At 58.0% G+C, this 23,091-nt stretch carries 17 protein-coding genes, 5 tRNA genes and 1 pseudogene; 8 read left to right on the forward strand and 15 right to left on the reverse strand.

Features of this window, described 5'->3' with window-relative positions; translation table 11 throughout:
* Positions 1–209 precede the first annotated feature (209 nt).
* Positions 210–4,169 carry an NACHT domain-containing protein gene (locus AB7M23_RS02470; protein ID WP_454240153.1) on the reverse strand — a complete coding sequence of 1,320 codons (3,960 nt, stop codon included), beginning with the start codon at positions 4,167–4,169 and terminating at the stop codon, positions 210–212.
* Between the two features lie 349 nt (positions 4,170–4,518).
* Between AB7M23_RS02470 and AB7M23_RS02475 the strand changes: the two genes are divergently transcribed.
* Positions 4,519–5,145 carry a hypothetical protein gene (locus tag AB7M23_RS02475; protein WP_454240154.1) on the forward strand — a complete coding sequence of 209 codons (627 nt, stop codon included), beginning with the start codon at positions 4,519–4,521 and terminating at the stop codon, positions 5,143–5,145.
* A 169-nt stretch (positions 5,146–5,314) separates the two neighbouring features.
* Here the strand turns inward: AB7M23_RS02475 and AB7M23_RS02480 are convergent, their stop codons facing one another.
* From AB7M23_RS02480 to AB7M23_RS02505, 6 genes and pseudogenes are all read right to left on the reverse strand, one after another.
* Positions 5,315–6,937: a hypothetical protein gene (locus tag AB7M23_RS02480; RefSeq protein ID WP_454240155.1), complete on the reverse strand. Its 1,623-nt coding sequence runs from the start codon at positions 6,935–6,937 to the stop codon at positions 5,315–5,317.
* A 251-nt stretch (positions 6,938–7,188) separates the two neighbouring features.
* Positions 7,189–7,479, reverse strand: a complete 291-nt coding sequence (locus AB7M23_RS02485; protein WP_454240156.1) for a hypothetical protein — start codon at positions 7,477–7,479, stop codon at positions 7,189–7,191.
* Entirely contained in the window at positions 7,476–8,456 is a 981-nt protein-coding gene (locus tag AB7M23_RS02490) for an integrase domain-containing protein (RefSeq protein ID WP_454240157.1), read from the reverse strand. The genes AB7M23_RS02485 and AB7M23_RS02490 overlap by 4 nt, the downstream gene beginning before the upstream one ends.
* 895 nt (positions 8,457–9,351) lie before the next feature.
* A pseudogene (locus AB7M23_RS02495) lies at positions 9,352–10,674 on the reverse strand (tyrosine-type recombinase/integrase).
* A 161-nt stretch (positions 10,675–10,835) separates the two neighbouring features.
* Positions 10,836–10,911, reverse strand: a tRNA-Thr gene (locus AB7M23_RS02500).
* A gap of 82 nt (positions 10,912–10,993) precedes the next feature.
* Positions 10,994–11,404, reverse strand: a complete 411-nt coding sequence (locus AB7M23_RS02505) for a pilin (protein WP_065758820.1) — start codon at positions 11,402–11,404, stop codon at positions 10,994–10,996.
* 212 nt (positions 11,405–11,616) lie between these two features.
* Here AB7M23_RS02505 and AB7M23_RS02510 point away from each other — a divergent pair, with 212 nt between their 5' ends.
* Genes AB7M23_RS02510 through yacG form a run of 4 tightly spaced genes read left to right on the forward strand, consistent with a single transcriptional unit; the run spans position 11,617 to position 14,472 of the window.
* A complete protein-coding gene (locus AB7M23_RS02510) occupies positions 11,617–12,780 on the forward strand; it encodes a type II secretion system F family protein (RefSeq protein ID WP_454240158.1) in 1,164 nt (387 codons plus the stop codon).
* Positions 12,781–12,782: 2 nt separating this feature from the next.
* Positions 12,783–13,652, forward strand: a complete 870-nt coding sequence (locus AB7M23_RS02515; protein WP_454240159.1) for a prepilin peptidase — start codon at positions 12,783–12,785, stop codon at positions 13,650–13,652.
* Entirely contained in the window at positions 13,649–14,272 is a 624-nt protein-coding gene (gene coaE / locus AB7M23_RS02520; protein WP_065758823.1) for a dephospho-CoA kinase, read from the forward strand. The genes AB7M23_RS02515 and coaE overlap by 4 nt, the downstream gene beginning before the upstream one ends.
* A complete protein-coding gene (gene yacG / locus AB7M23_RS02525) occupies positions 14,269–14,472 on the forward strand; it encodes a DNA gyrase inhibitor YacG (protein WP_065758824.1) in 204 nt (67 codons plus the stop codon). Before coaE ends, yacG begins: the two co-directional genes overlap by 4 nt.
* On the opposite strand, the gene AB7M23_RS02530 is transcribed toward yacG, so the two are convergent.
* Positions 14,469–15,158, reverse strand: coding sequence for an energy-coupling factor ABC transporter permease (locus tag AB7M23_RS02530; RefSeq protein WP_065758825.1), 690 nt, complete (start codon positions 15,156–15,158; stop codon positions 14,469–14,471). The genes yacG and AB7M23_RS02530 overlap by 4 nt on opposite strands.
* 189 nt (positions 15,159–15,347) lie before the next feature.
* Between AB7M23_RS02530 and AB7M23_RS02535 the strand changes: the two genes are divergently transcribed.
* From AB7M23_RS02535 to AB7M23_RS02545, 3 genes are all read left to right on the forward strand, one after another.
* Positions 15,348–15,977 (forward strand): DUF1780 domain-containing protein, encoded by a 630-nt coding sequence (locus AB7M23_RS02535; RefSeq protein ID WP_065758826.1) that lies wholly within the window; start codon positions 15,348–15,350, stop codon positions 15,975–15,977.
* 168 nt (positions 15,978–16,145) lie between these two features.
* Positions 16,146–16,319 carry a DUF3094 family protein gene (locus AB7M23_RS02540; RefSeq protein ID WP_065758827.1) on the forward strand — a complete coding sequence of 58 codons (174 nt, stop codon included), beginning with the start codon at positions 16,146–16,148 and terminating at the stop codon, positions 16,317–16,319.
* An 84-nt stretch (positions 16,320–16,403) separates the two neighbouring features.
* Positions 16,404–17,699, forward strand: a complete 1,296-nt coding sequence (locus tag AB7M23_RS02545) for an NAD(P)/FAD-dependent oxidoreductase (protein WP_102052761.1) — start codon at positions 16,404–16,406, stop codon at positions 17,697–17,699.
* Positions 17,700–17,905: 206 nt separating this feature from the next.
* Here the strand turns inward: AB7M23_RS02545 and AB7M23_RS02550 are convergent.
* The 7 genes from AB7M23_RS02550 to rluD form a co-directional block, all read right to left on the reverse strand.
* Positions 17,906–17,982, reverse strand: a tRNA-Pro gene (locus AB7M23_RS02550).
* Positions 17,983–18,079: 97 nt separating this feature from the next.
* Positions 18,080–18,155: transfer RNA gene (locus tag AB7M23_RS02555), tRNA-Lys, on the reverse strand.
* A gap of 6 nt (positions 18,156–18,161) precedes the next feature.
* A tRNA-Pro gene (locus AB7M23_RS02560) sits at positions 18,162–18,238 on the reverse strand.
* Positions 18,239–18,242: 4 nt separating this feature from the next.
* Positions 18,243–18,318 (reverse strand) — tRNA-Asn (locus AB7M23_RS02565).
* A 295-nt stretch (positions 18,319–18,613) separates the two neighbouring features.
* Complete coding sequence (gene clpB / locus AB7M23_RS02570) at positions 18,614–21,178, reverse strand: ATP-dependent chaperone ClpB (protein WP_065758829.1); 2,565 nt, start codon at positions 21,176–21,178, stop codon at positions 18,614–18,616.
* Positions 21,179–21,303: 125 nt separating this feature from the next.
* A complete protein-coding gene (gene pgeF / locus AB7M23_RS02575) occupies positions 21,304–22,044 on the reverse strand; it encodes a peptidoglycan editing factor PgeF (RefSeq protein ID WP_102053808.1) in 741 nt (246 codons plus the stop codon).
* Complete coding sequence (rluD, locus tag AB7M23_RS02580) at positions 22,041–23,003, reverse strand: 23S rRNA pseudouridine(1911/1915/1917) synthase RluD (RefSeq protein ID WP_099776783.1); 963 nt, start codon at positions 23,001–23,003, stop codon at positions 22,041–22,043. The genes pgeF and rluD overlap by 4 nt, the downstream gene beginning before the upstream one ends.
* Between the last annotated feature and the right edge of the window lie 88 nt (positions 23,004–23,091).

The raw sequence follows: 23,091 nt of genomic DNA on the forward strand, positions 1-23,091 counted from the left end.
TCTCGTGAAGACATTACTCCCGGAAGTGCAAGTTATGGAACAGGGAGCGCGAGGAATATGATGTCGTATAGCCCTTCATCCAGCGGTATCCACACTGTGGGTCGGCTCCGTCTACCCATGTCTAGCGTCGAACGGGAGTTTACAGGCGTTCAACATTCGGGACGTCAGGCAACGTTTTTCCAAACTCCCGCCACCATGCTGATTTTCGGCTAGGAGCGCACCAGATCAAGCACAAAAACAATCACACGTCCCTCACGTACTGATTTGCTTCCGGTAATGAGCATCTCCCGCAACTCATTCGCTGTTTGAGGTGGCTCCGTACCTCGCCCTGGCTTTTTAAGGCATTTGTTCGGCAGATTCTGATCGCCAAACCAGAGGACGAGATAGATGCCACGACCCTCTGCTCGCCAATCTCGGGTGTAGAGTGCATCAAGCTGCATGTCAGCACCTCTCCAGAGTTCCGGGTGCCACTGCCCCTTCACTTCGATCGGCATCCTAAGTGCACCCGCAGAACAGGCAATATCGACTTCCTTGTCTGCAGCGACATGCGCCTCAGGATCAAACGTGATCTCTTTCGATCCCTGGCGAAGCAGCCCAAGAAGATGATCACGACAGCGTTCCTCTGCGAAGGGCGTACCGTTGTCATCATAGAAGCCACGCCACGATTCGGCATCGTCGCTCTTGACCTTCGCTTGGGCGATCGAAAGCTCCTCGAGCACCAACGCCTGCAGATCGGCGGCGGATACAGGAAGAAGATTACGTGTAATTGCATTGATCGTTTCAAGCGTGGGAGGAGCATAAGATGATTCGACACGGATGCGCACTTGCTCTGTGACAACAATCTTGATCGACTCGGTGTAGCCGTCGGGCGGTGCGCTCCTCAAGCGCATCAACGCAGCGATTGCATCTTCGCTGGTGTCATTGCCTAGACGACGGATTAGATGGGTCAGGTGGTCACTAGCATCCCAGGGATTAGTATTGCCCCCGGTAGTCCCGCTTGGACGATACACCATTGGCCACTGCGGGCGGAACGTAGTGATGATCCATTCAAGCTGCGCTGGCTCCAGAGCAACATAGGAACCGTCGTCAAAATGTCCACCTGTGCAATTACGCAAATGCCAGAGCAGCTCGGGTTCAATCTGGGAAGCACTCAGCCGCGCAGCCGTCTGCTCATAATCGACGACAAGGCCAATCGCATCCCAGTTGCGCCTACGCTCATCGTCAGTCAGCTTTATGCGACCAACGGCGACGCGGCGTAATACCTCGAATCGTCCCAAGCGGATAAGCCGATAGATCAACTCTGCTTCCGGTCCGACTGGAAGCTCTGGGAAGCGCTTTAGCCATTCGGCCGCAAGCTCAGCAGCAAGTTCTGCATGACGTTCATCTCGCACAAGTGCATAGAGGCCGTCTACTGATTCACAGCGCGCTTGAAGCTGAGGTTCATGGTAAAGCCGCATTGCGTCCCCCCAACCGCCGCGAGCCTGGATAGCGGCCTCGATCGCATCTCTGAGACCGACAATCCCTGCGTGGTCGTCGATGCAAGTTCGGCGCAGTACAAAAAGTCCCGCCATCAGGCGCTCATCAGAAAGATCATCGAACCCTACGCCTTTCCGAAAGCGCTCGGCGAGCGCAGCAACGATAATGTAGCCAGCGTCGTAGTACTGACCTTGTGCAAGGCTTTCCGCAATTTCGTGCGCTGTGGGCGTGGCTGGTTCAAGCACCATGAATGCTTCGAACCCCACATGCGCAACATCTCCGATATCGTCGCCAAGCCATTGAGCAACGCGCTTGTGGGCAGGCACATCGTCTCCGACATCATTAAACAGATTGAGATAGGCTTTGGCCGGATCGATGATTGTTCCGAAGTCGCCTACACCCATTTGATCGATACAAGTCGCATAGCTCTTTCGGTGCTGGGCGTGCGCAGCAGCTTGCTTTTCTTGGCGGATACGTTCGCTTTCAGCTTGCTCGATCTTCCATTCGGGTATAACCGGCTTGGCAAGCCTTTCGATCCAGTTCAATAGGTCAGGGCAGTGTGCAGCGAATGGCCTTGCGGCTGCACGAACCTCGGCACCTATTTCATCGTCATGCGGAGTGAGCTGAACCAAATCGCGCCAACGTTCATCGCTGTGATCTGAAGGATCAAGCGCCTCAAGTAACGCAACGACGTCAGCCGCGGTCGCCGCAAAACCGGAGGACCGCCGGCTCAATTCCCAGGCCAGCTGCCAAGTACTTTGATCACTAGGCCGTTCGAACAGTACGTAGCGCTGTATGGCCTGGCGAAAACGATCATCGCCCCGGATGTGGGCATCTAGTTGCTGACGAGATTCGCGCTGATACCCGACGCTGGCATCAAATGGTTCTAGCCAAGACCAAATTTTTTCGGCCGTGACGCCACCGGCTGCCACGGCACGCGCGATCAGGTGATATGCGAAATCGGTTAGGACGTAATTTCCGGGGCGTTCGTACCGCTTGCCAAGCGTCTTTGCCACTATGGCTAAGCGGTCAAGGACACCTTCAATCCTAAGATCAGGAAGACACCTCTTTAGGCCTGATAACACGCCAATCGTGCGACCGTCATTTCGTGCATGAGCAACTACAAGGTCGACTACAAGGTTATCGTGGATCAGCTCGTAACCAATGTCCTCGATCGACTCAATTGCCAGTCGAATCGAGAGCTCATCGTTATAATTGTGTAATGCGGAGAGAATATTCGGCCAATCTTCTTCACCATCTAGCTCAGAAAGCGCCTCACCTGCGGCTCTCCGGCTCGCAAAAATCGCCTGTGGGTCGAGAACGATCCTCCGGAAATCATCTGCTAACTCTGACGCGATCTTGTTTCCTTTGACAGCTTCGAGCACAAGAAGGCGTAGAGCGAACGGTGTTTCCGGTGCGGTAATCAATCGCCGTATTTCTTCGATGAGCTCGGGCTGCGTGATTCCACGCATAGAATAGGGCCCCCAATCACGAAAACGAGGACTGTCCGTTGCCAGTAGCTCTAGTGCCCCTATTAGTGAGCGAGCTTGCTCGACCGTTAAATCGTCTGCATCACCGTACTCGATCACGCCCATTGGATCAGCGGCGATCACCGCCTGAGCAAGTGCCGGATCATGAGCGAGCCACGCATGAATGCCACGTAGACTTGCCGGCACGAGACCATGACTGTGGAACATTGATAAGAGGCGCCTGCGTTTAGCCGGGGTATCAGCCTGCTTCGCAAGCCATCGAGCCCCTAAGTATTCACCGACACGGCGATGTAGATATCCAAAGCGATCAGCACCATCGGCTCTGAACAACCGTGTGCCAAGCATGCCCCCTATGGATTCTCCCCGAGGGAGGCAGGAAATATCGGCGAGCTGCAACTCGCCTTCAGCAGAGCTGGCTGAAGTGGTTCGGACGATGGCTTCACTGCCAGTGAGGATCAAGCCAGCAAATGCAGCACCTGCGGCGTCAAGCCCTATTTCTCGTGCGAGCTGACCGCAGGCCTTTGCATCCCGATGCTCGACCCGCAATACCTCAACTGCTCGGCTGAAGAGCTCGCTACGTGTCTCAGGCAGATTTCCCGAACCGGCGACCCGGGAGATGAGTTCGAGAGTCTGCGGATTGCCAAGTAGTCCGCTGAGACCCCGAATGTTGAAATGTTCGACCACCGCCTCGGCGGTCTCGGCCCCGAGCGAGGCACTTAGGAAGGTTGCTGCGTCAGCATCATCAAAGGGCTCAAGATGCAGCTCCAGCGGCTCCTCTGGATATTGCTCGCGAATAGCCTCTAGCCCAGTGGCGCTACGCCAGTCCGCGACACGGCAAGATAGAACGAAGTGAGGGCAGCCTAGTCGTCCGAGCTGGCGTAGCACTAGGTCCACCGCATCGCCCTCCTTTTGGGCGCTCACTTCATCAAGTGCATCAATCACCAGGGTTGTGGCGTCACCTAGTAGTGTTCTCGGATCATGACGATTGATCAGCTGACGAGCGGTGCAGCGTGCATGGCCTGGAGCATTTGCAAACCATTCAAGCAGACACGACTTTCCCATGCCCGCTTCACCGAGAATGAGCAATGGTTCGGTCCGTTTTCGCAGCTCGCCCTGAGGCAGTTTGGCTCGGCCATTTTCGGTTTCATACCATAGCGTCCGCTCAATCATCTCGAGCACCAAAAAATTTGCGCATTCACTCATGTCTTACCGAAGCCTCAATTGGAGCCTGCCTAGCTAGCCAGATATTATCCTGATGAAATCTAGAATTCCCCACTGAGCAGACTCATTATCGCGTACGACCGCCCTTAGCTGATAGCTGCCGGCGCAGCGTTGCGGGGACCTCCGAAGGCGCTTGCCACGTGGGTTTCGCATGGCGCGTCCTTTCGCATTGTCCGCTAGCGTCGACTGAATTAAACGTGCGTCGGCGCTAATAGACTGTTTCTTTTACCTGGAAATAGGCTGGAGTGAGATAGATATAAAAGAGTTTTGCATCGCTCATAAATTTAATATGAGCAAGTGTGAGGTCGCGTCGGGCGGTGGTAGTTTTGGAATGGCTGACTTGAAGACTTCACCGGCCGAATTTTTATCATTGGCGGAGGACGATTTTGAACGGGGCGGCTTGGCGGCTCTTGTCAACGCAACGACCAATGCGAAGCGTGCCATTGTCAGTCAGCTCGATCAGTTGTTGATCTCTTTTGGCTACCAGTCACTTAGATGGAACGTGCCGCAAAAAATCGAACGTGTCAGGACGCTCGGGCTAATGGCGCCAAGCTTGTTGCGTAAAATCGTCGATATGAGAAATATTCTTGAGCATGAGTACGCAACGCCTGAGCTTGGAAAAGTTGAGGAAGCATTAGATATCGCGAGTCTCTTTGTGATGTCCGCTTCGGCTATGTTTATTCCGTTTGACGACGTCTTGGAATTTTCACATCCTGACTCAGCAGTGATGGATGGGGCCGTCACACATATCACTGCGGGATTGAACCGTAAGTCTGGCAGGGTTTTCTACACAGTCTATGCGTACGAGCCTGGTGAGTATGCCGGGCGGTGTGTTGGTCAATGTGAGATCGAATCAGGGCATGTCTTGTTCGAAGCAATGGTGAAGCTTTCTGCATCGCTGATGCTTCGATACAAGGTAAACCAGGCGCTCAGTGATTTTGAGTCCGCCTGTGCGTAACCATGAGTGCTCGTTAGCTCAGGGGCGGAGCTGCGGCTGCGAGATACAGCTATCGGCCCTTAGCAGCCCTTCGTGTAAGGCTGCTTACGGCTATATATAGCAAATCGAGTAAGACTGCGTTCGCCTCACTTACAACATTCAGAACCGTGGGTCAGAAGCAGCAAGGCATTCAGAGCGCTGCTTCCAGAGCAGAATTGAGCTCGTTGCGAAAGCGCGGCAAGAGAGCTCGCAGCACATGATCCTGTTCATCGAAGAACTGCTGGAGGACGACCAGATAATCGTTTTTTTCTCTGAAACCATAGGGCTCGATGAGGTAACCACGCATCACGCTGGCTAACGGCGCCAATTGCGAAGTCTGCTCCAAATCCCGCAAGGTTGTGAGCGCCACACTGAGCAATTCATTCTTAAGCCGGTGAGGCACTCGCAGCGACATCAAGATCGGCTGTATAACCCGGCCGATGGCTTCCGCTGCTTCGAAGGAAATGTAAATTTTATTGCCTTCGAGCTGGTCCGGCTTCAGCACGTCGCCAGGTTTCGTCAGAGCTTTGGCATCCCTAATCCACACCGCTGTAGTGTCCACGATTTCGTACAGCAGGTAGCCCAGCGGCGTTGGGAACTCATAGTTCTCATCTTCCGGCCGAACTTCGCGAGCGCGATCGAGCAGGCGGGAAGTGAAATGAGGCATGTAGTGGAGCCACAAGTGGTCGACGACACATTGATGTAGGCCTTCCAGAACCAATATTCTGAAGAACCAGATACCCGCATAGACCGGGTCGCGGTGCTTGCCGACATCTTGAAAGGTCAGTAGCCGCCCGTTGAATTTCTTTTCGAGGGTTTCATCTGCATCGATCCGTGCGAGTACAGCCTCGCCGATAGATCGGTAAACCCCAAGGCGGGCTGCCACATCAACATCAGCACAGTAGAACCGCAAGATGCGGTTCTCATCGGGCAGCGCCAATCGGTGTCCGCTCCCGCCGAAATTATGGTTGTTCCTGAGTTCGCTATACAGCACGCTGAAGTCATGGGCCAATAATGCGTCGAAGAACTCGTCTTGGAAGTCCTCCACAAAGCGAGTTGTACGCTCCATGACCTCTAGGCAGAGGTATGGTCGGACGATGGCAAGATGTCCAGTAAGACGACGGGATGACAGTAGTCGCCTCACGACTATGGCGGCTCGCCGCTGCACTCGGTGTGAAGGACCGAGCAAGTCGGCAAGCCATTCGCGAAAACTGAACACTTTGTGGAATAGCCAGTTTGCCGGAGCATCCTGCCCTAGCGAGATAGACCCGTCATCTCGGAAAATTACTTTGAAGTTGGGAGAAGGTGGACGAATAGCGTTGGCAAAGCGGCCCCGCACGCTCTTCGACTCCGCCAGATTCAGCGCCGATGCGAGATGATGATGTAGCAAGTCTGCAAGCTCTTCTAGCTTTCCTGCGTGCAATAGCGAGGTGGTTAGATCATCGAAGAGACTGAGGTTCCAACGCGTAAGCCTCGTCTTGCGCGACCGCCAGTAGACAAACCCTGCGAGCAGCAGGAAAAGCAGATATTGGGCGGCGCTTTTGTCGAAGCCCCACAGCCAGGGGCCGAAGGTGGGAACCCCAACTGCGGTGAGCACTGGCTGGAAAAAGAAACCGTGGATGACTAGAAGGACCGACCAGATAACTAACCAGTCGAACCAGTTTAAGCTCAATCGGAAGCTGAGCCTCGCGGTGCTCGGCACGATAGACCACACCGCAGCAATCAAGCCCAGCATGGTGAGTAGTGCGCTAGTGTCGATACCGGCAGGGTTCATAGGGTGATCCAATTCTAGGAGATGCTGACAGAAGTCAGAGCTGGAAGCAGTTGTGGGCGGGCCTTAGCAACGGCCTCAGCCAGTAGTGGAGTTCGCTTTGGGGGGCCCAAAAGTTCTCGCGCAACGAGGGTTCTGATTCTGCCCCGAATTTCAAGCTTCCTGCAAAGGCAGATCCCGACGCACAACCGATCCCAGTCGTAAGCTGTCTCATGGAAGGCTGCTATGGGTCGAAAGCGGTCAGTCGTGACTATCTATCTGATCTTAGTTTGGCATTTGAGGACCCACGGCTTTTCTAAACGACGAGCTAGCAGCCGCACCGTCAGCAGGTAGTAGTATCGAGTTGCCTTGCATCGCCTCGCTAGTCGGTGGTCGAGAAACCAAGCAACATGTTTTTTCTTCCAACCCCAAGGTGTTTCTAGCTGCCAGCGTTCAGATATCTCCGCTTGGATGAGCTTTGCTTGCCGTAAATGGCGCTGCCGCGTTTCGTACGATCCCGTCAGCACCGCAGCCAAGAACAGTTCCATATCGAATGGCTTGCTCATACGCGCCCTCCAATGTAGGCCCCGACCACATCGATCCGACCGTGCCCCAACTCATAGCTGATTTGCCTTCGAGCCTCACGATCAAGGTTCCTGTCTACCTGGTAGCATTGGCCGCCGTTGATAGGTGCGCGGTGTTGGGTGATTTGCTCATAGCGCTCACATGCGTACGCCGCTCTTAGCTCATGGAAGCCTTTGAGATTGTGTGCATGCCGGATGTCCCGAGTAGGGCGAATGATTTCTTGCAGAAGATCCAGGTATCTTTCGTGTGGCGCAATCAGGTTGCTGCTACCCGCAGGCGACACCTGCCGTGCAAACCCAAGTGCACCTAGAACATGGTCGTCCACCTCAATCCAACGTGGCGCCGAGGCGCCAGCTCGGCCGCCTTTGGTGCCATCCTGGATGTTGATCCTGCCTAGGCCTTTAGCTTCACGGCTCAGCCGTGGCAAGTCGGCTAGGATGGCCTCACGCATGCGCATGCCGGTGGCTCGCGCCAATAAAACGATTGCAGCGGCCCGTAGCTGATGAGCGCGGCAAAGCACATCGACAATCTGCTTAACGTGTTTGCGGTCTTGGCCCTGCGGCACTGAGTGTCGAACTCCGCTGCGCTGCATACCCAATGCCTTGCTCGGACTTGGCAGTTTCACATGCTGATCACCGCGAAGCGCTGCCATGGTCCTGTTAACGCTGGATAGGCGGTTTTGCGCGGTGCTGACGGCGAGATCACCGCGCTTAACAATGTCGCGCAGATACGCCGCGTAGTCGGCCAATACCTTTCGATCAATCTGCCGCGCATCATTGATACCGGGCCCCTGTTCGGAGCGGCACCACTTTACGAATGCCAACCACCGGTCACAGTGCGCTTTGACCGTTCCGTAATGGCCACCGCCGAACATGTCTTTCAGTGCCTGCGGCCCTGCATAGCTCAATTGCCTGCCGTAGCCGAAATTGCGGCCGTCGCGCCTACCCACCAGTGCCATGTCGGTCACCTCTTCTGCTGTTCTCCGATCCTCGCCCCACGTCATCCCGCCAAGAATGCTGAGTGTTATCAGGGATCAAGGCCCCTGCGACCTGTGGGGAATGTCCACTACGCGGGACTGGCGGCTCCTTACGTCCGGGAGCAAGGGCATTTCATGATCTGGCCTCCTGAGCACCGTTGCCGGTGGGCGGGTGGAGGCAGTGCTGGCTGACTAAACCAGCGCCTGAAGATCCTGAGCCGGGTGAGCGCAGCAATGCGATGACCGGGGCATGTCTGACTGTCAGTCAGGTGCAGTCCATTCCCTGGTCTGCGGCACCATCATCTACATGGCTGTTGCTGGTGACATCGGTGTTTGTCACGCCGATTGTCACGAGGGGGAATGCCGCAAAGCCATGTGCGATAAGGGCTGCAGCAGTGGTAGAAGTGCCCGTCTCTTTCCACAGAAAGAGACGGGCACAGGTTGGCGCAATAGTCGGCCAAGCGGATAGGTTGCTGCAGGGCAGCGAGTTACGGTGTATCTGGCGCACGAGCGCCATAGGTATAAGAGCATCCATCACATGGGTAGTGACCGGGCGAGCTGCCAGATGCGAGTCGCCCTTGGGGAGAACCACCGCGAAAGCGGCGTGACCTTGAAGGCTCGGGTCACCTGGGGTGCTGTCAACGACAGCCTTTGCACTGTCTTTTCTAGGCCCGCAATCCGAGGGGGTCAAGCGACTCGCCCGCACGATTTTGCGGATGAAAATGGCGTTGGGCGTGTACGGAATCCCGTGGTTTCCAGTGACAGATTGGGTGCTTTTGATTTTTTAGGTGAGGTCCATCCAAACAGGGCGGCTTTGCAGCCCTGTTTGGATGGACCCGCATGGAAAGCGGATCATCGAATTTTCAAAGCCGTGCGCTCACTCGACTGCGCCACGCCTTGCTCTAAGGCTCGATACGTTTGCCCCGGTCTGATTCGCGAACTCATGCGGCGAGATATGCTCCTGCCGGTTCGCTTCGAGGTAACGGCTCCACCAACTCATGATCATTCGCCGCTCCTCCAGGACTCGGCCTTGTGGATATACGCCGCCCGAACGTTGTTGCGCTCCCTGTGGCTCATCTGCCGTTCGATAGCGGTCTCTGACCACAGCCCGGATTCAACCAAGGCACTGCACGCCATGGACCGGAAGCCATGCCCGCAGATTTCAGTCTTGGTGTCGTAGCCCATGTTCCGCAAAGCGCTGTTGACCGTGTTCTCGGACATCGGCTTCCACGAGCGAGCGTCACTGGTGAACACCAGATCGAAGTACCCCGTGATCGCATGAATCTGTTCGAGCAACGCCACCGCCTGCGGTGACAGAGGGACAAGATGGATGTCACCCGCCATCTTCGTCCCTCTGGTCGAATACGGAACACCGTCCAAAGCGGGCCGCGTATCAGGTATCTCCCAGATACCCCGCTTCAGGTCGAACTCATTCCAGCGCGCGAAGCGCAGTTCGCTGGAGCGAACAAACACATGCAGCGAGAGCATGACGGTCAGCCGAGTAAGCGTGCGTCCTTTGTAGTGCTCGATGCGGTCCATCAACTCGGGCAAACGAGAGAGCGGAAGTGCAAGGCCGGTGCGTAACCCGTGGCGCGCTGATGAAGCCCTCAAGGTCATACGCAGGGTTCACCGTGATCAGCCGCTGCCGCTTAGCCTCACGCATGATGCTCTGTAGGTAGTTTTGCACCCTCAAGGCCACATCGATCGTGCCGCGTTTTTTGATCTCTTCCAGCGGCTGCATGAGGTCGAAGGTATCCAGATCAACGATGGCGCGTGCGCCGAGCAGCGGGAATACGTGAGTCTTCAAACGACTCAGCACAGTCCTCGAATGGCCAGGCGCCCACTTCACGGACATTTCCTTATGCCAGTCCAAAGCAGTGCGTTCGAATGTGTGGCCTCTGACAACCGCCTCGGCCTTGGCCTGCTGCTTGGACGCAATCGGATCAATGCCTTCAGCCAGCATCCGCTTAGTCTCCAGACGCTTCTGCCGAGCATCTGCGAGACCAATGACGGGATAGTTGCCAAACGAGGTCAGCCCCTCACGCCCATCCGGTTTCACATACCGGAAGCGCCAGCCTTTGCGGCCATTGGGGTAAACGAGGAGGTAAAGACCGTCACCGTCGAAACGCTTGTATGGGCGGTCAGTAGGTTCGGCCGAACGGCATGCAGTGTCGGTCAGCGGAGCAGTGGTACGAGCAATAAAGGTAAACCCCTTTATCGAATCGACTTTATCCCAAACGTTACCCCTAAATCGGCTGGCAGCTGTCGGAATCCGACGGAACGCCATAACGAAAAAACCCGCCAAAAGGCGGGTTTTTCGGGGGTTCCAGAGATCTTGAAAGCCTTCTGTGGAACCTGAACTGGTGCCGGAGACAGGAATCGAACCTGCGACCTTCGCGTTACGAGTGCGCTGCTCTACCGACTGAGCTACACCGGCGTGACAGCAACGCTACCACTGCCGCGACGGTTACGCAAATCACTGTTTAATAACAGCTATTGCACCCTGTTCTGCCAGCCGCTCAAGGCGTGCTGCAACCGGCGGGGGCGTAGTCTTTGGCGACGGTGGTGGTGCAGTTCCAGCCGGTGGCCGAGCGGGTCAGGCTGATGGTTTTGTCCAGCACTGGCGCTGGTGCATCGAGCAGGCTGCAGACGATGCTGCCGGTGCCCGCCACCGCGCTGCCCACGGCGGTAATGGCGCAGTTGGCGGTACGCTCCTGGCCACCAATGGCGGCGACGTTGGCAACGTCTGCGCCTTGGTTCAAGCGCACTTCGAGGGCGGTCTTGAGGGCGGAGATTTCCGCCAGCCCGGCGGTGGCCTTGGTTCGCGCCTGATGGTTGGTGTACATGGGTAAGGCGATGGTCGCCAGGATGCCGATGATCGCCACGACGATCATCAGCTCAATTAATGTGATGCCACGCTGCCCGTTCATGGACGTTCTCCCTGTTTGGACCGAATCGGTTGCCGGGGTGCTCTGCCGGCAGCCGCGCAGTAGGCCCGAATAGACACCTTTTGTCACCCTGCCAGACGCTATCCCTGATCCGGCCTCGACTACTCTAGAGGCTGGGATGTGAACGCACACCCCCTACAGCATCTCAAGCTGTAACCAATTTTGAACCTGTTCAGCGCAACAAGGATGTCGCGATGACCAACAGAATCACACGCCCCAGGGCACAGCGCCTGCGACGAAACGCGCACAGGCGTTCAATCGATACGCAGGCCCGATACACATCGGGGCGGGTAGCCGAGTTGCTCACCTTGCACCTCGGCAACCCCATCAGTTCAGCGGAGCTGGCCCGTTTTACCCGGCAACTGGCAACCTTGCTCAAAGCCGGTGTCGCGTTGCTGCAAGCCTTCGACATGCTGACCGAAAGCTGCAGTAACGTGCATCTGCGCCGCCTGCTGCTGGCGCTTAAACAGGCGATTGCTGCCGGCAGCAGCCTGGCCGATGCGCTGCGCAAGCATCCGCGTTGTTTCGATGCGTTGTACTGCAACCTGATTGCGGTCGGTGAGCACTCGGGCAGCCTGGATACGCTGCTGGACCAGGTGGCGAACCTTCAGGAAAAGCGCCAGGCGCTGCAAGCCCGGGTGAAAAAGGCCATGACCTATCCGGTACTGGTGCTGCTGGTCGGCTTTGGGGTGTCGGCGGTGTTGCTGCTTGAGGTGGTGCCGCAGTTCCAGTCACTGTTCGCAGGCTTCGGCGCAGAGCTCCCGCTGTTTACGCGCCAGGTCATTGGTGTGTCCCAATGGTTGAGCGATCACATAGGCGGGTTACTGCTGATGGCTGGGGCTGGGCTGTTGGCCGGGCACTGGGCCTGGCGCCGCAAGCCGGCGTTCAAGCTGTGGGCATTGCGCCATGCGTTGAAGCTGCCACTGGCTGGCCCTCTGCTGCAACAGGTCGCCTTGGCACGCTTCGCGCGCACGCTGGCGACTTCCTTTTCTGCTGGCGTGCCACTCGTCGAAGCGTTGAACTCGGTGGCAGCAGCCTGCGGCAATCCGCTGTTCGAGCAGGCGGTGCATCGGCTTCGCCAAGAGGTCGCGAATGGCCTGCCACTGAGTACAGCCATGAACGCCAGCCACCTGTTTCCCAGCCTTGCGGTGCAGTTGTGCGTGGTAGGCGAGACATCCGGCAGGTTGGACGATATGCTCGATAAAACTGCCAGCCATTATGAAACGACCATCGACCAGATGCTCGATACCCTGGCCAGCCTGCTGGAGCCCTTGATTGTATTGATCCTGGGGGTACTGGTGGGGGGCTTGGTAATCGCAATGTATCTGCCAATCTTTCAGTTGGGCGACGTGATCTGAACATGAACCTCATGGATACGCTGGCCAGCCAGCCCCTGGTCTACCTCAGCACCACCCTGTTGCTGGGGCTGGTCGTAGGTAGTTTCCTCAACGTAGTGGTCCACCGCTTGCCGATCATGCTGGAACGGCAATGGCACGAGGAGGCGCGTGAAGTCCTTGAGCTGCCAACACAGCCAGTTGAGCGCTACGACCTGTTCCTGCCCGCTTCACATTGCCCCCATTGCCAGCACCGCATCCGCGCCTGGGAGAACGTGCCACTGTTGAGCTACCTGTTTTTACGGGGGCGTTGCTCGAGCTGTCGAACCCCTATCAGTTGTCGTTACCCGTTGGTTGAACTGGGGTGCGCGACCCTGACCGGGTTTGCCGCCTGGCACTTTGGTTTCACCCTGCAAGCGGCAGCCTTCATGCTGCTGAGCTGGGGGTTGCTGGCCTTGAGCCTGATCGATATCGAGCATCAGCTGTTGCCCGACGCGCTGGTACTGCCATTGCTCTGGCTGGGGTTGGTGTGCAACGCCTTTGGGTTGTTCGTACCGCTGGAAAACGCGTTCTGGGGCGCCATCGCTGGCTACCTTAGCCTGTGGACGGTGTATTGGTTGTTCCGCGTGGTGACCGGCAAGGAGGGCATGGGTTACGGCGACTTCAAGCTACTGGCCATGCTGGGTGCCTGGGGCGGCTGGCAGATCCTGCCCCTGACGCTGGTGCTGTCATCGTTGATCGGTGCAGTGCTGGGCCTGATCATGTTGCGCCTGAGCGGCAAACTCAGCAGCACGCCGATCCCCTTCGGGCCCTATCTGGCAATTGCAGGCTGGATCGCACTGCTCTGGGGTGGTCAAATAACCACTTCCTATTTGCAGCTTGCTGGATTCCGATGACAACACCTGCCTTCACCCCCTGGATTCTCGGCCTGACCGGCGGTATTGGCAGTGGCAAAAGCGCCGCTGCACAGCGCTTCGTCGAACTGGGTGTGCACCTGGTAGACGCCGATCAAGCAGCACGCTGGGTGGTCGAGCCCGGGCGCCCTGCCCTGGCCAGCATTGTCGAGCGCTTCGGCCCTGGCGTGCTGCAAGCCGATGGCCAACTGGACCGTGCAGCACTGCGCCAGTTGATCTTCGCCGACCCGGAGCAACGCCGCTGGCTGGAGGCCTTGCTGCACCCGCTGATCGGCCAGGAAATCTTCAGCTACCTGGCCAAGGCCGAATCACCTTATGCCGTGTTCGTCTCGCCCTTGATGATCGAGTCCGGCCAGTTCAAGCGCACCCAGCGCTTGCTGGTGATTGACGCGCCGCAAGCCCTGCAGGTCGAGCGCACGCTATTGCGCGACCAGACCAACCCCGAGCAGGTCCAAGCCATTCTCAAGGCCCAGACCAGCCGTGAAGAACGCCTGCGCCACGCCCACGACGTAGTGGTCAACGACCGCGATCTGAGCTGGCTGCATTCGGAGGTCGACCGCCTGCATCACTTTTACCTGACTTTGCGTGGAGGCCAACCATGAGCCAACCCCTGACCGTAGAATGCCCAACCTGTGGCGCGCCCGTCGAATGGAGCGCTGCCAGCCCTTTCCGCCCCTTCTGCAGCGACCGCTGCAAGTTGATCGACCTGGGCGCCTGGGCCGCCGAAGAGCACAAGATTCCGGTAGCACCCGACGCTGAGGATGAGCTGTTTTCAGGTGAACTCAACCACCGCGAACACTAAGGCTTGGGCTCATCATCCTTCCACGGGGCCTGCAGATAGCGGGTCCTGTTGAAGGTTTCCAGCCACTCCGGGCAAAACACGACCAATGCGCTGACCACCATGCCGTTGATGAAAGCCTCGGGGAAAATGATCAGCCACAGGTACCCGATAAAATCCTCAAGCCATTCCGGCATTACAAAGCGACCATCCAGCCATAGCAGGCCCAAGCCCGCTAACAGGCAAAGCAATGCCGCCAGTGCCGCTGCGAAAAAGCCGGAACAGAAGATATACACGAACAGGTTTTTTGGCTGTGCGCGCTCGACGGCTATCGCGCACACCTCGGTGACCAGCACTGGCAGGCCAATGAACAACAGGCCGTTGACGCCCATGGCCGCCAGGTCCTGGCGCCCCAGCATCACCAAGCCCACCTGTGCGATAAAGCCCCCTACAAGCGCCAGCGGCCAGTCCAGCAACAGGGTTACCGCGGTCATACCGATAAAGTGATAGGACACGCCGGTGTCGAAGTCCCGTCGTACCAGCCACAGCGCGAACAACGCAAAGACAGTACCGAACAACAGGTGTTGGCGACGACTGTCGGCAAACAGTTCAACCCAGCGCGTACGCGCCACCGCCCATATCAGCAGCGGGACGTAGGCTAGCCAGCCAACGCTCAGGCTTGTATCGGAAAGAACTTCAGCACTTATCACTCGTTCATTGCCCTTTTGATGTTGAGAGCACCTGTGGGGTAGTGTCACGCTGCTGCAAAGTCTACAACCGATGCTCAGAGGCTGCGATTGAGGGTCGTGCGATGACACTTTAGTAGCGCCAACGCCCCGAACCCTCTGTTTCGACAGATTTTTTCTTTAAGCATCACAATTGAGCGCTAAGCTTGTCCCATGGACGACTCAGACTATCTACGCCTGCTCACGATCCAGGCCGAGCAGGCCAATGCGTTCCTCTCCAATGCTCGTAAATGGGAACGCGAGCGTTGGGTCTGCCAGCGCCTGCTGCAAGGCCTGAACATACCCTACCGCAACGACGACTTTACACCTGCCGGCCAGGAGCCGCCGGATGTACTGTTTCGTGATGCGGCCTTCGAAGTGTTCTTCGTGCTCGACGAAGGCCGCCGCCTGAACGATGAGTGGCGCGAAGAGTTGCAACGTCGCCGCAGTGCCTTCTCACTGAGCCAGTTGGTACGTCGCGAGGCCCGCCCAAGGCGCATCAGCGCCCACGAGTTGTTGGCGCGCCTGGCGCCAACACTGAGGAAAAAAGCGCACAACTACAAGGAGCGCGGCCTCGATTTAGGTGAGCTGGACATCATTGCCTTTGCCAGCCTGAAACGAGAGGTGCTTGATCTGAACAGCCATTTCCCGCCGCCCACCGAGTACCTGCGTCAGGGCTGGCGGTCGCTGTCACTGGTCGGCCCGACCTTTGCCCGTGTGCTGTTCGCGCACCCTGATGCCCCAGACTTTTTGCGCAGTAATCTGGGCCGCAGCATTCTCTTTGATGTTGGCATCAGCCTCTGACCCGCCCTCGTGCAAAAGCGTTATGGCAAAAAATCAACGCCGGTGATAAAAAGCCTAACCATTCGCTGTGAACACCCTTTCATTACCGCCGGACGGACCTTTGGCAAGCGACTAGAGTGAACGCTATAGCGTTCCCACAGTCACAAACGTCTAGCTGGCGAGGCCCCCATGACAAGCCGTCTGACCCCTGAAGATCAACAACGTGTCGATCACTACCTGCGAGCCCCGCAGCATCAAGTCGAGCGCAAGCCTTTCCGGCCTTGGCTGCTCCTTGTGCTGGTGCTGGCCGTGACGATCGGTTTGGGCCTGGTCAGCCGCCTCCTGAGTCAACTGGTGCTATGAGCAGCCTTGCGCTCGCCCACGCCGCACGCCGCCTGCGGCTGATCACTCAGGCCCCGAATTCCGTAAACCTTATGAGATATCTCCATGACTCACCGTATCGTGATTGTCGGCGGCGGCGCTGGCGGCCTGGAACTGGCGACCCGCCTGGGTAAAACCCTGGGCAAGCGTGGCATAGCCCAAATCACCCTGGTCGACGCTAACCTGACGCACATCTGGAAACCGCTGTTGCACGAGGTGGCCGCCGGGTCGCTCAACACGTCCGAGGACGAACTGAACTACGTGGCGCAAGCCAAGTGGAATCATTTCCAGTTTCAGCTCGGGCGCATGAGTGGGCTGGACCGTACCGACAAGCAGATTCAACTGGCCGCCACCCTGGACGAGGACGGTCGTGAGCTGCTGCCGGCGCGCACCCTGGGTTACGACACCCTGGTGATTGCCGTCGGCAGCAATACCAACGACTTCGGCACCTTGGGCGCGGCGCAAAACTGCCTGTTCCTCGACACCCGCAAACAAGCCGAGCGCTTCCACCAGCAGTTGCTCAACCACTACCTGCGCGCCCACGCAGGCGACAACGCCAACCAGAAGATCAGCGTGGCGATTGTTGGCGCGGGGGCTACCGGGGTGGAATTGGCAGCCGAGCTGCACCACGCGGCGCACGAGCTGGCGGCCTATGGCCTGGACCGGATCAAGCCGCAGGACATGCACATCACCCTGATCGAGGCGGGCCCACGTGTGCTGCCGGCCCTGCCGGAGCGTATCAGCGTGCCAGTGCACAAGACGCTGGAGAAGCTTGGGGTGACGGTCATGACCAACGCGGCAGTCAGTGAGGTGACCGCCGAGTCGCTCAAGACCAGCACTGGCGAGGTCATCGAAGCCAGCCTCAAGGTCTGGGCAGCGGGTATTCGGGCACCGGCGTTCCTGAAAGATATTGACGGCCTGGAAACCAACCGCATCAACCAGTTGCTGGTACGCCCTACCCTGCAGACCACCCTGGATGACGACATCTTTGCCTTTGGTGATTGCGCCGCCTGCCCACAACCTGGCAGCGACCGCAATGTACCGCCACGGGCACAGGCAGCTCACCAGCAGGCCTCGCTGCTGGCCAAGGGGCTCAAGGCTCGCCTGGAAGGCAAGCCCTTGCCGACCTATGCCTACCGTGATTACGGCTCGCTGGTGTCGCTGTCCAGCTTCTCGGCAGTGGGTAACCTGATGGGCAACCTGACGGGCAGCGTCATGCTTGAAGGCTGGTTGGCGCGGATGTTCTACGTCTCGTTGTACCGCATGCACCAGATGGCGCTCTACGGCACCTTCCGCACCTTGATGCTGATGCTCGGCAGCCGCATCGGTCGCGGCACTGAACCGCGCTTGAAGCTGCACTGATGCCACACCTGTCGGGTGGTCGCTCAGGTGGCCACCCGACAGGTGCTCTGCGCTGCATGGCACATAGCGCCCGTAGATTGAGGCAGCTTTTCAGGCTCAACGCTTTTGATAGCGGAACAAACGGCAGGAGCTGTAGAAAGCTCACACGGGGAAAGGACACAGAAACGAAAAAAGGCGCCTTTTTAGGGGCGCCTTTTTTACATGTATGGTCGGGGTGAGGGGATTCGAACTCCTGACATCCTGCTCCCAAAGCAGGCGCGCTACCGGACTGCGCTACACCCCGGTAAAAAGATGATGCCTTTCAGCACCTTCTTTTCGTTACATGACACATACGGTGTCATGCCTTTTAAGATTCGAGCCTGACGGGTCAGACTCGAAAATGGTGGGTCGTGTAGGATTCGAACCTACGACCAATTGGTTAAAAGCCAACTGCTCTACCAACTGAGCTAACGACCCTGAAAATGGTCGGGGTGAGGGGATTCGAACTCCTGACATCCTGCTCCCAAAGCAGGCGCGCTACCGGACTGCGCTACACCCCGAAATTGGCTCCGCGACCTGGACTCGAACCAGGGACCCAATGATTAACAGTCATTTGCTCTACCGACTGAGCTATCGCGGAACTACATTTCAGCTACTGCAATTTCGAAAACTGTATCTCTACCGCTTCGAACTCTTTGACGTTTCCGTATCGCTACGTTCATGTCTCTGAGGCGCGCTATTTTACAATTTCCAAAACCTCTGTCAACCCCCAAATTACTGATTTGCAACTTTTTTTCAGTTTTCTCAGATTCTTCAAACCAACCAAGAATCTGCGGGGTGACTTACAGCGGGGCGCACTTTACAAGCACTGGAGAAAAATTGCAAAGAAAAAAAAGGCCTCGAAAATCGAGGCCTTAGCGTAACCCTCAGAAAACTCAGGCGAAGGTAATTTCCTCGCCCTCCACTTTCGCGGTAATCGCGCTGCCAGGCAGGAAGTGCCCCGACAGAATCAGCTGCGCCAGCGGGTTTTCGATCCAGCGCTGAATGGCGCGTTTCAGTGGCCGTGCGCCATACACCGGGTCGTAACCAACGGCAATCAGCTTGTCCAGCGCTTCCGGGCTGAGCTCCAGGCTCAGTTCGCGTTCGGCCAGGCGGCTGCGCAGGCGTCCAAGCTGGATCTGCGTGATGCCGGCGATCTGCTCGCGCCCCAATGGCTCAAACACCACCACTTCGTCGATACGGTTGACGAACTCTGGCCGGAAGTGTGAACCGACCGCATCCATCACCGCCGCACGTTGGGCTTCACGATCACCCACCAGCTCCTGGATCTGTGCCGAGCCCAGGTTGGAGGTCATCACGATCACGGTATTGCGAAAGTCCACGGTACGCCCATGGCTGTCAGTCAGGCGACCATCTTCCAGCACCTGCAGCAATACGTTGAACACATCCGGATGCGCCTTCTCGACCTCGTCGAGCAACACGACCGAGTAAGGCTTGCGACGTACCGCTTCGGTGAGGTAACCACCCTCTTCGTAACCGACATAGCCCGGTGGCGCACCAATCAGACGAGCGACGGAGTGCTTCTCCATGAACTCGGACATATCAATGCGCACCATCGCCTCTTCAGTATCGAAGAGGAACTCGGCCAATGCCTTGCACAGCTCGGTCTTACCGACACCGGTTGGGCCCAGGAACAGGAACGAACCACTTGGCCGGTTCGGGTCGGACAGGCCAGCACGGGAGCGACGTACGGCGTTGGACACTGCCACCACGGCCTCTTCCTGGCCGATCACGCGTTCGTGCAGCAGGCTTTCCATCTTCAGCAGTTTCTCACGCTCGCCTTCGAGCATTTTCGAAACCGGGATGCCGGTCCATTTCGAGACGACTTCGGCAATTTCCTCCTCGGTGACCTTGTTGCGCAGCAACTGGTTCTCAGCCTTGCCGTGCTGGTCGACCATCTGCAGGCTGCGCTCCAGATCCGGGATCACGCCGTACTGCAACTCAGCCATGCGGCTCAGGTCACCTTTACGCCGCGCAGCTTCCAGTTCCTGACGGGACTGCTCGATCTTCTGCTGGATCTGGGCTGAACCTTGTACTTCTGCCTTTTCCGAGGTCCAGACTTCTTCCAGGTCGGAATACTCACGCTCAAGGCGCTCGATTTCCTCTTGCAGTTTCTCCAGGCGCTTGAGGGCGGCTTCGTCCTTTTCCTTGCTCAACGCCTGGGACTCGACCTTCAGCTGGATCAAGCGACGCTCAAGGCGGTCAAGCACCTCGGGCTTGGAGTCGATCTCCATACGGATGCGGCTGGCGGCTTCATCGATCAGGTCGATGGCCTTGTCCGGCAACTGCCGGTCAGTGATATAGCGGTGGCTGAGCTTGGCCGCAGCGATGATGGCGCCGTCAGTGATCGCCACCTTGTGGTGAACCTCATAACGTTCTTTGAGGCCCCGCAGAATGGCAATGGTGTCTTCTTCGCTCGGCTCATCCACCAGTACTTTCTGGAACCGCCGCTCCAGGGCCGCGTCCTTCTCAATGTACTGACGGTACTCGTTGAGGGTGGTTGCACCTACGCAGTGCAGTTCACCACGCGCCAGCGCAGGCTTGAGCATGTTGCCGGCGTCCATGGAGCCCTCGCCCTTGCCGGCGCCAACCATGGTGTGCAGTTCGTCGATGAACAGGATGATCTGGCCTTCCTGCTTGGACAGCTCGTTGAGCAGCGACTTGAGGCGCTCTTCGAACTCGCCGCGGAACTTGGCACCCGCAATCAAGGCGCCCATGTCCAACGACAGCAGGCGCTTGCCCTTGAGGCCATCCGGCACTTCGCCATTGATGATGCGCTGCGCCAGGCCTTCGGCAATGGCCGTTTTACCCACACCGGGCTCACCAATGAGCACCGGGTTGTTCTTGGTACGCCGCTGGAGTACCTGAATGGTGCGACGGATCTCGTCATCCCGACCGATCACAGGGTCAAGCTTGCCCTCTTCGGCACGCTTGGTCAGGTCAATGGTGTACTTGTCCAAGGCCTGGCGGGACTCTTCGGCATTCGGGTCATTCACGGCTTCGCCGCCACGCAGGTTGCTGATGGCGTTTTCCAGAGCCTTCTTGGTGACGCCCTGGCCGAGCAGGAGCTTGCCCAGCTTGCTGTTCTCGTCCATGGCCGCGAGCAACACCAGCTCACTGGAGATGAACTGGTCACCCTTCTGCTGAGCCAGGCGGTCGGCCTGGTTGAGCAGACGCGCCAAGTCCTGGGACATGTTCACGTCACCCGTAGGGTTCTGGATCTTCGGCAGTTGGTCGAGCTCTTTGGCAATGGCCTTGCGCAGGCTGTTGACGTCAAAGCCGACCTGCATCAGCAACGGCTTGATAGAGCCACCCTGCTGGTCGATCAGCGCCTGAAGCAGGTGCGCAGGCTCAATGGCCGGGTGGTCCATGCCCACCGCCAGAGATTGGGAGTCGGATAACGCCAGCTGTAGCTTGCTGGTCAAACGGTCAATACGCATAAGTTACCTTCCTAGTTAGGGCAGGTCGGAGCGATGGACACACCTGATGAAGAAAAACCTGCCAGAGATACCACTGTAGTTTGGGATCATTCTGGAAGATTCAAGCGTAGCGGGCTTGATGCAGATCAGCGTGGCGTGAGCCAGACCAATGAAGCGAAGCGGCCAGTACCGGGATTACGCCGGTAGGAGAAGAAGCGAGGGTCGCTGACGGTACAAAAACCGCCACCGTATACCGCGGTGACACCTCGAGCGGCCAGGCGCAGCCGCGCCAGCGCATAGATGTCGGCCATGTATTTGCCAGGCTTGTCGCCAGGCACAAAGGCCTGAGCCGTTTCTGGATGCGTGGCCATGAACGCCTCACGCACCTCGGCCCCGACCTCGAAGGCAGCTGGGCCAATGGCCGGCCCCAGCCAGACCAGCACGTCGTGCGGATCAACCTGCAGGCTGTCCAGCGTGGCTTCGAGCACGCCGTTGGCCAAACCGCGCCAGCCCGCATGGGCGGCCGCGACCCGGGTACCGGCACGGTCGCAGAACAATGCCGGCAAACAGTCGGCCGTCATCACGGTGCAGGCCACGCCCGGGGTTTCGGTCCAGCTGGCATCGGCTTCAGCGATTACATGCGGGTCGGCGTGCGCCACTACAACGCCATGTACCTGCTTGAGCCAGGCCGGCTGGATAGCGTACTCAGCGGTAAGGCGCCGACGGTTTTCGGCGACCGCTGCGGGCTCATCACCCACATGATCGCCCAGATTGAGGCTGTCGTAAGGCGCCTGGCTGACGCCCCCGGCACGTGTGGTGACGCACGCCTTGACCGAGGCTGGCGCAGGCCAGTCCGGGGTCAGCAGGTCGCACGCCAGCCGACTCATCCGACGAACGCCTCGCGGTCTTGCTTGAGCAGCGACAGCAGCCAGACGAAATCATCCGGCAACGGCGACTCCCAGCTCATGCGCTCACCGGTCACCGGGTGGTCCAGCTCCAGGAAGCGTGCATGCAGGGCCTGACGAGGGAAGTTCTTGATCGCCTCGACCATTGTCGGGCTGGCCGCCGGCGGAATACGGAAACGTCCGCCATAGACCGGATCACCGACCAGCGGGAAGTTAACGTGCGCCATGTGAACCCGAATCTGGTGGGTACGGCCGGTTTCCAGCTTGACCCGCACATGGGTATGCGAGCGGAAACGCTCGAGCACGCGGTAGTGGCTGATAGCAGGCTTGCCACCTTCCATCACGCCCATACGCTGACGCTGGGTGCCATGGCGGCCAATCGGTGCGTTGATCTTGCCACCGGCAGTCACCACGCCCACCACGATGCATTCGTAGATACGGCTGACGGTACGGCTTTGCAGCTGGCTAACCAGTTGGGTCTGCGCCTGAATGGTCTTGGCCACCACCATCAAACCGGTGGTGTCCTTGTCCAGACGGTGGACGATACCGGCACGCGGTACGTTGACGATGTCAGGTACGTGGTGCAGCAAGGCATTGAGCAGGGTGCCATCGGCATGCCCTGCAGCCGGGTGCACAACCAGCCCGGCAGGCTTGTTGATGACCATAAGCTGGTCGTCTTCATAGACGATGTCCAGCTCGATATCCTGGGCCACCCACTCACCTTGGGCTTCCTGCTCGGCGTCCAGCGCCAGCAACGAACCGCCATGAACGATATCGCGCGGGCGCAGGACATTGCCATCGACAGTCAGGCGGCCCTCTTTGATCCAGGCGGACAGGCGCGAGCGCGAATGCTCGGCAAACAATTGGGCGGCGACTTGGTCGAGGCGTTGACCGCCCAATTCGGACGGCACCTCTGCGCGAAGTGAAATAATCTCAGACATGCTCGGATCGGCGGCGGTACAGCCTTTGGTTTCGGCTGCAGGCTTGTGGTTAAATACGGCTTCTTTTTGCCCCGGGTATTGCAACGGG

Source organism: Pseudomonas sp. HLS-6 TE3448 (assembly GCF_053629555.1).

Excerpts from the sequence above, each read along its gene's own strand:
- AB7M23_RS02470 (WP_454240153.1), bottom strand. The coding sequence starts at position 4,169 with ATGAGTGAATGCGCAAATTTTTTGGTGCTCGAGATGATTGAGCGGACG.
- AB7M23_RS02475 (WP_454240154.1), top strand. The coding sequence starts at position 4,519 with ATGGCTGACTTGAAGACTTCACCGGCCGAATTTTTATCATTGGCGGAG.
- AB7M23_RS02480 (WP_454240155.1), bottom strand. The coding sequence starts at position 6,937 with ATGAACCCTGCCGGTATCGACACTAGCGCACTACTCACCATGCTGGGC.
- AB7M23_RS02485 (WP_454240156.1), bottom strand. The coding sequence starts at position 7,479 with ATGAGCAAGCCATTCGATATGGAACTGTTCTTGGCTGCGGTGCTGACG.
- AB7M23_RS02490 (WP_454240157.1), bottom strand. The coding sequence starts at position 8,456 with ATGGCACTGGTGGGTAGGCGCGACGGCCGCAATTTCGGCTACGGCAGG.
- AB7M23_RS02505 (WP_065758820.1), bottom strand. The coding sequence starts at position 11,404 with ATGAACGGGCAGCGTGGCATCACATTAATTGAGCTGATGATCGTCGTG.
- AB7M23_RS02510 (WP_454240158.1), top strand. The coding sequence starts at position 11,617 with ATGACCAACAGAATCACACGCCCCAGGGCACAGCGCCTGCGACGAAAC.
- AB7M23_RS02515 (WP_454240159.1), top strand. The coding sequence starts at position 12,783 with ATGAACCTCATGGATACGCTGGCCAGCCAGCCCCTGGTCTACCTCAGC.
- coaE (WP_065758823.1), top strand. The coding sequence starts at position 13,649 with ATGACAACACCTGCCTTCACCCCCTGGATTCTCGGCCTGACCGGCGGT.
- yacG (WP_065758824.1), top strand. The coding sequence starts at position 14,269 with ATGAGCCAACCCCTGACCGTAGAATGCCCAACCTGTGGCGCGCCCGTC.
- AB7M23_RS02535 (WP_065758826.1), top strand. The coding sequence starts at position 15,348 with ATGGACGACTCAGACTATCTACGCCTGCTCACGATCCAGGCCGAGCAG.
- AB7M23_RS02540 (WP_065758827.1), top strand. The coding sequence starts at position 16,146 with ATGACAAGCCGTCTGACCCCTGAAGATCAACAACGTGTCGATCACTAC.
- AB7M23_RS02545 (WP_102052761.1), top strand. The coding sequence starts at position 16,404 with ATGACTCACCGTATCGTGATTGTCGGCGGCGGCGCTGGCGGCCTGGAA.
- clpB (WP_065758829.1), bottom strand. The coding sequence starts at position 21,178 with ATGCGTATTGACCGTTTGACCAGCAAGCTACAGCTGGCGTTATCCGAC.
- pgeF (WP_102053808.1), bottom strand. The coding sequence starts at position 22,044 with ATGAGTCGGCTGGCGTGCGACCTGCTGACCCCGGACTGGCCTGCGCCA.
- rluD (WP_099776783.1), bottom strand. The coding sequence starts at position 23,003 with ATGTCTGAGATTATTTCACTTCGCGCAGAGGTGCCGTCCGAATTGGGC.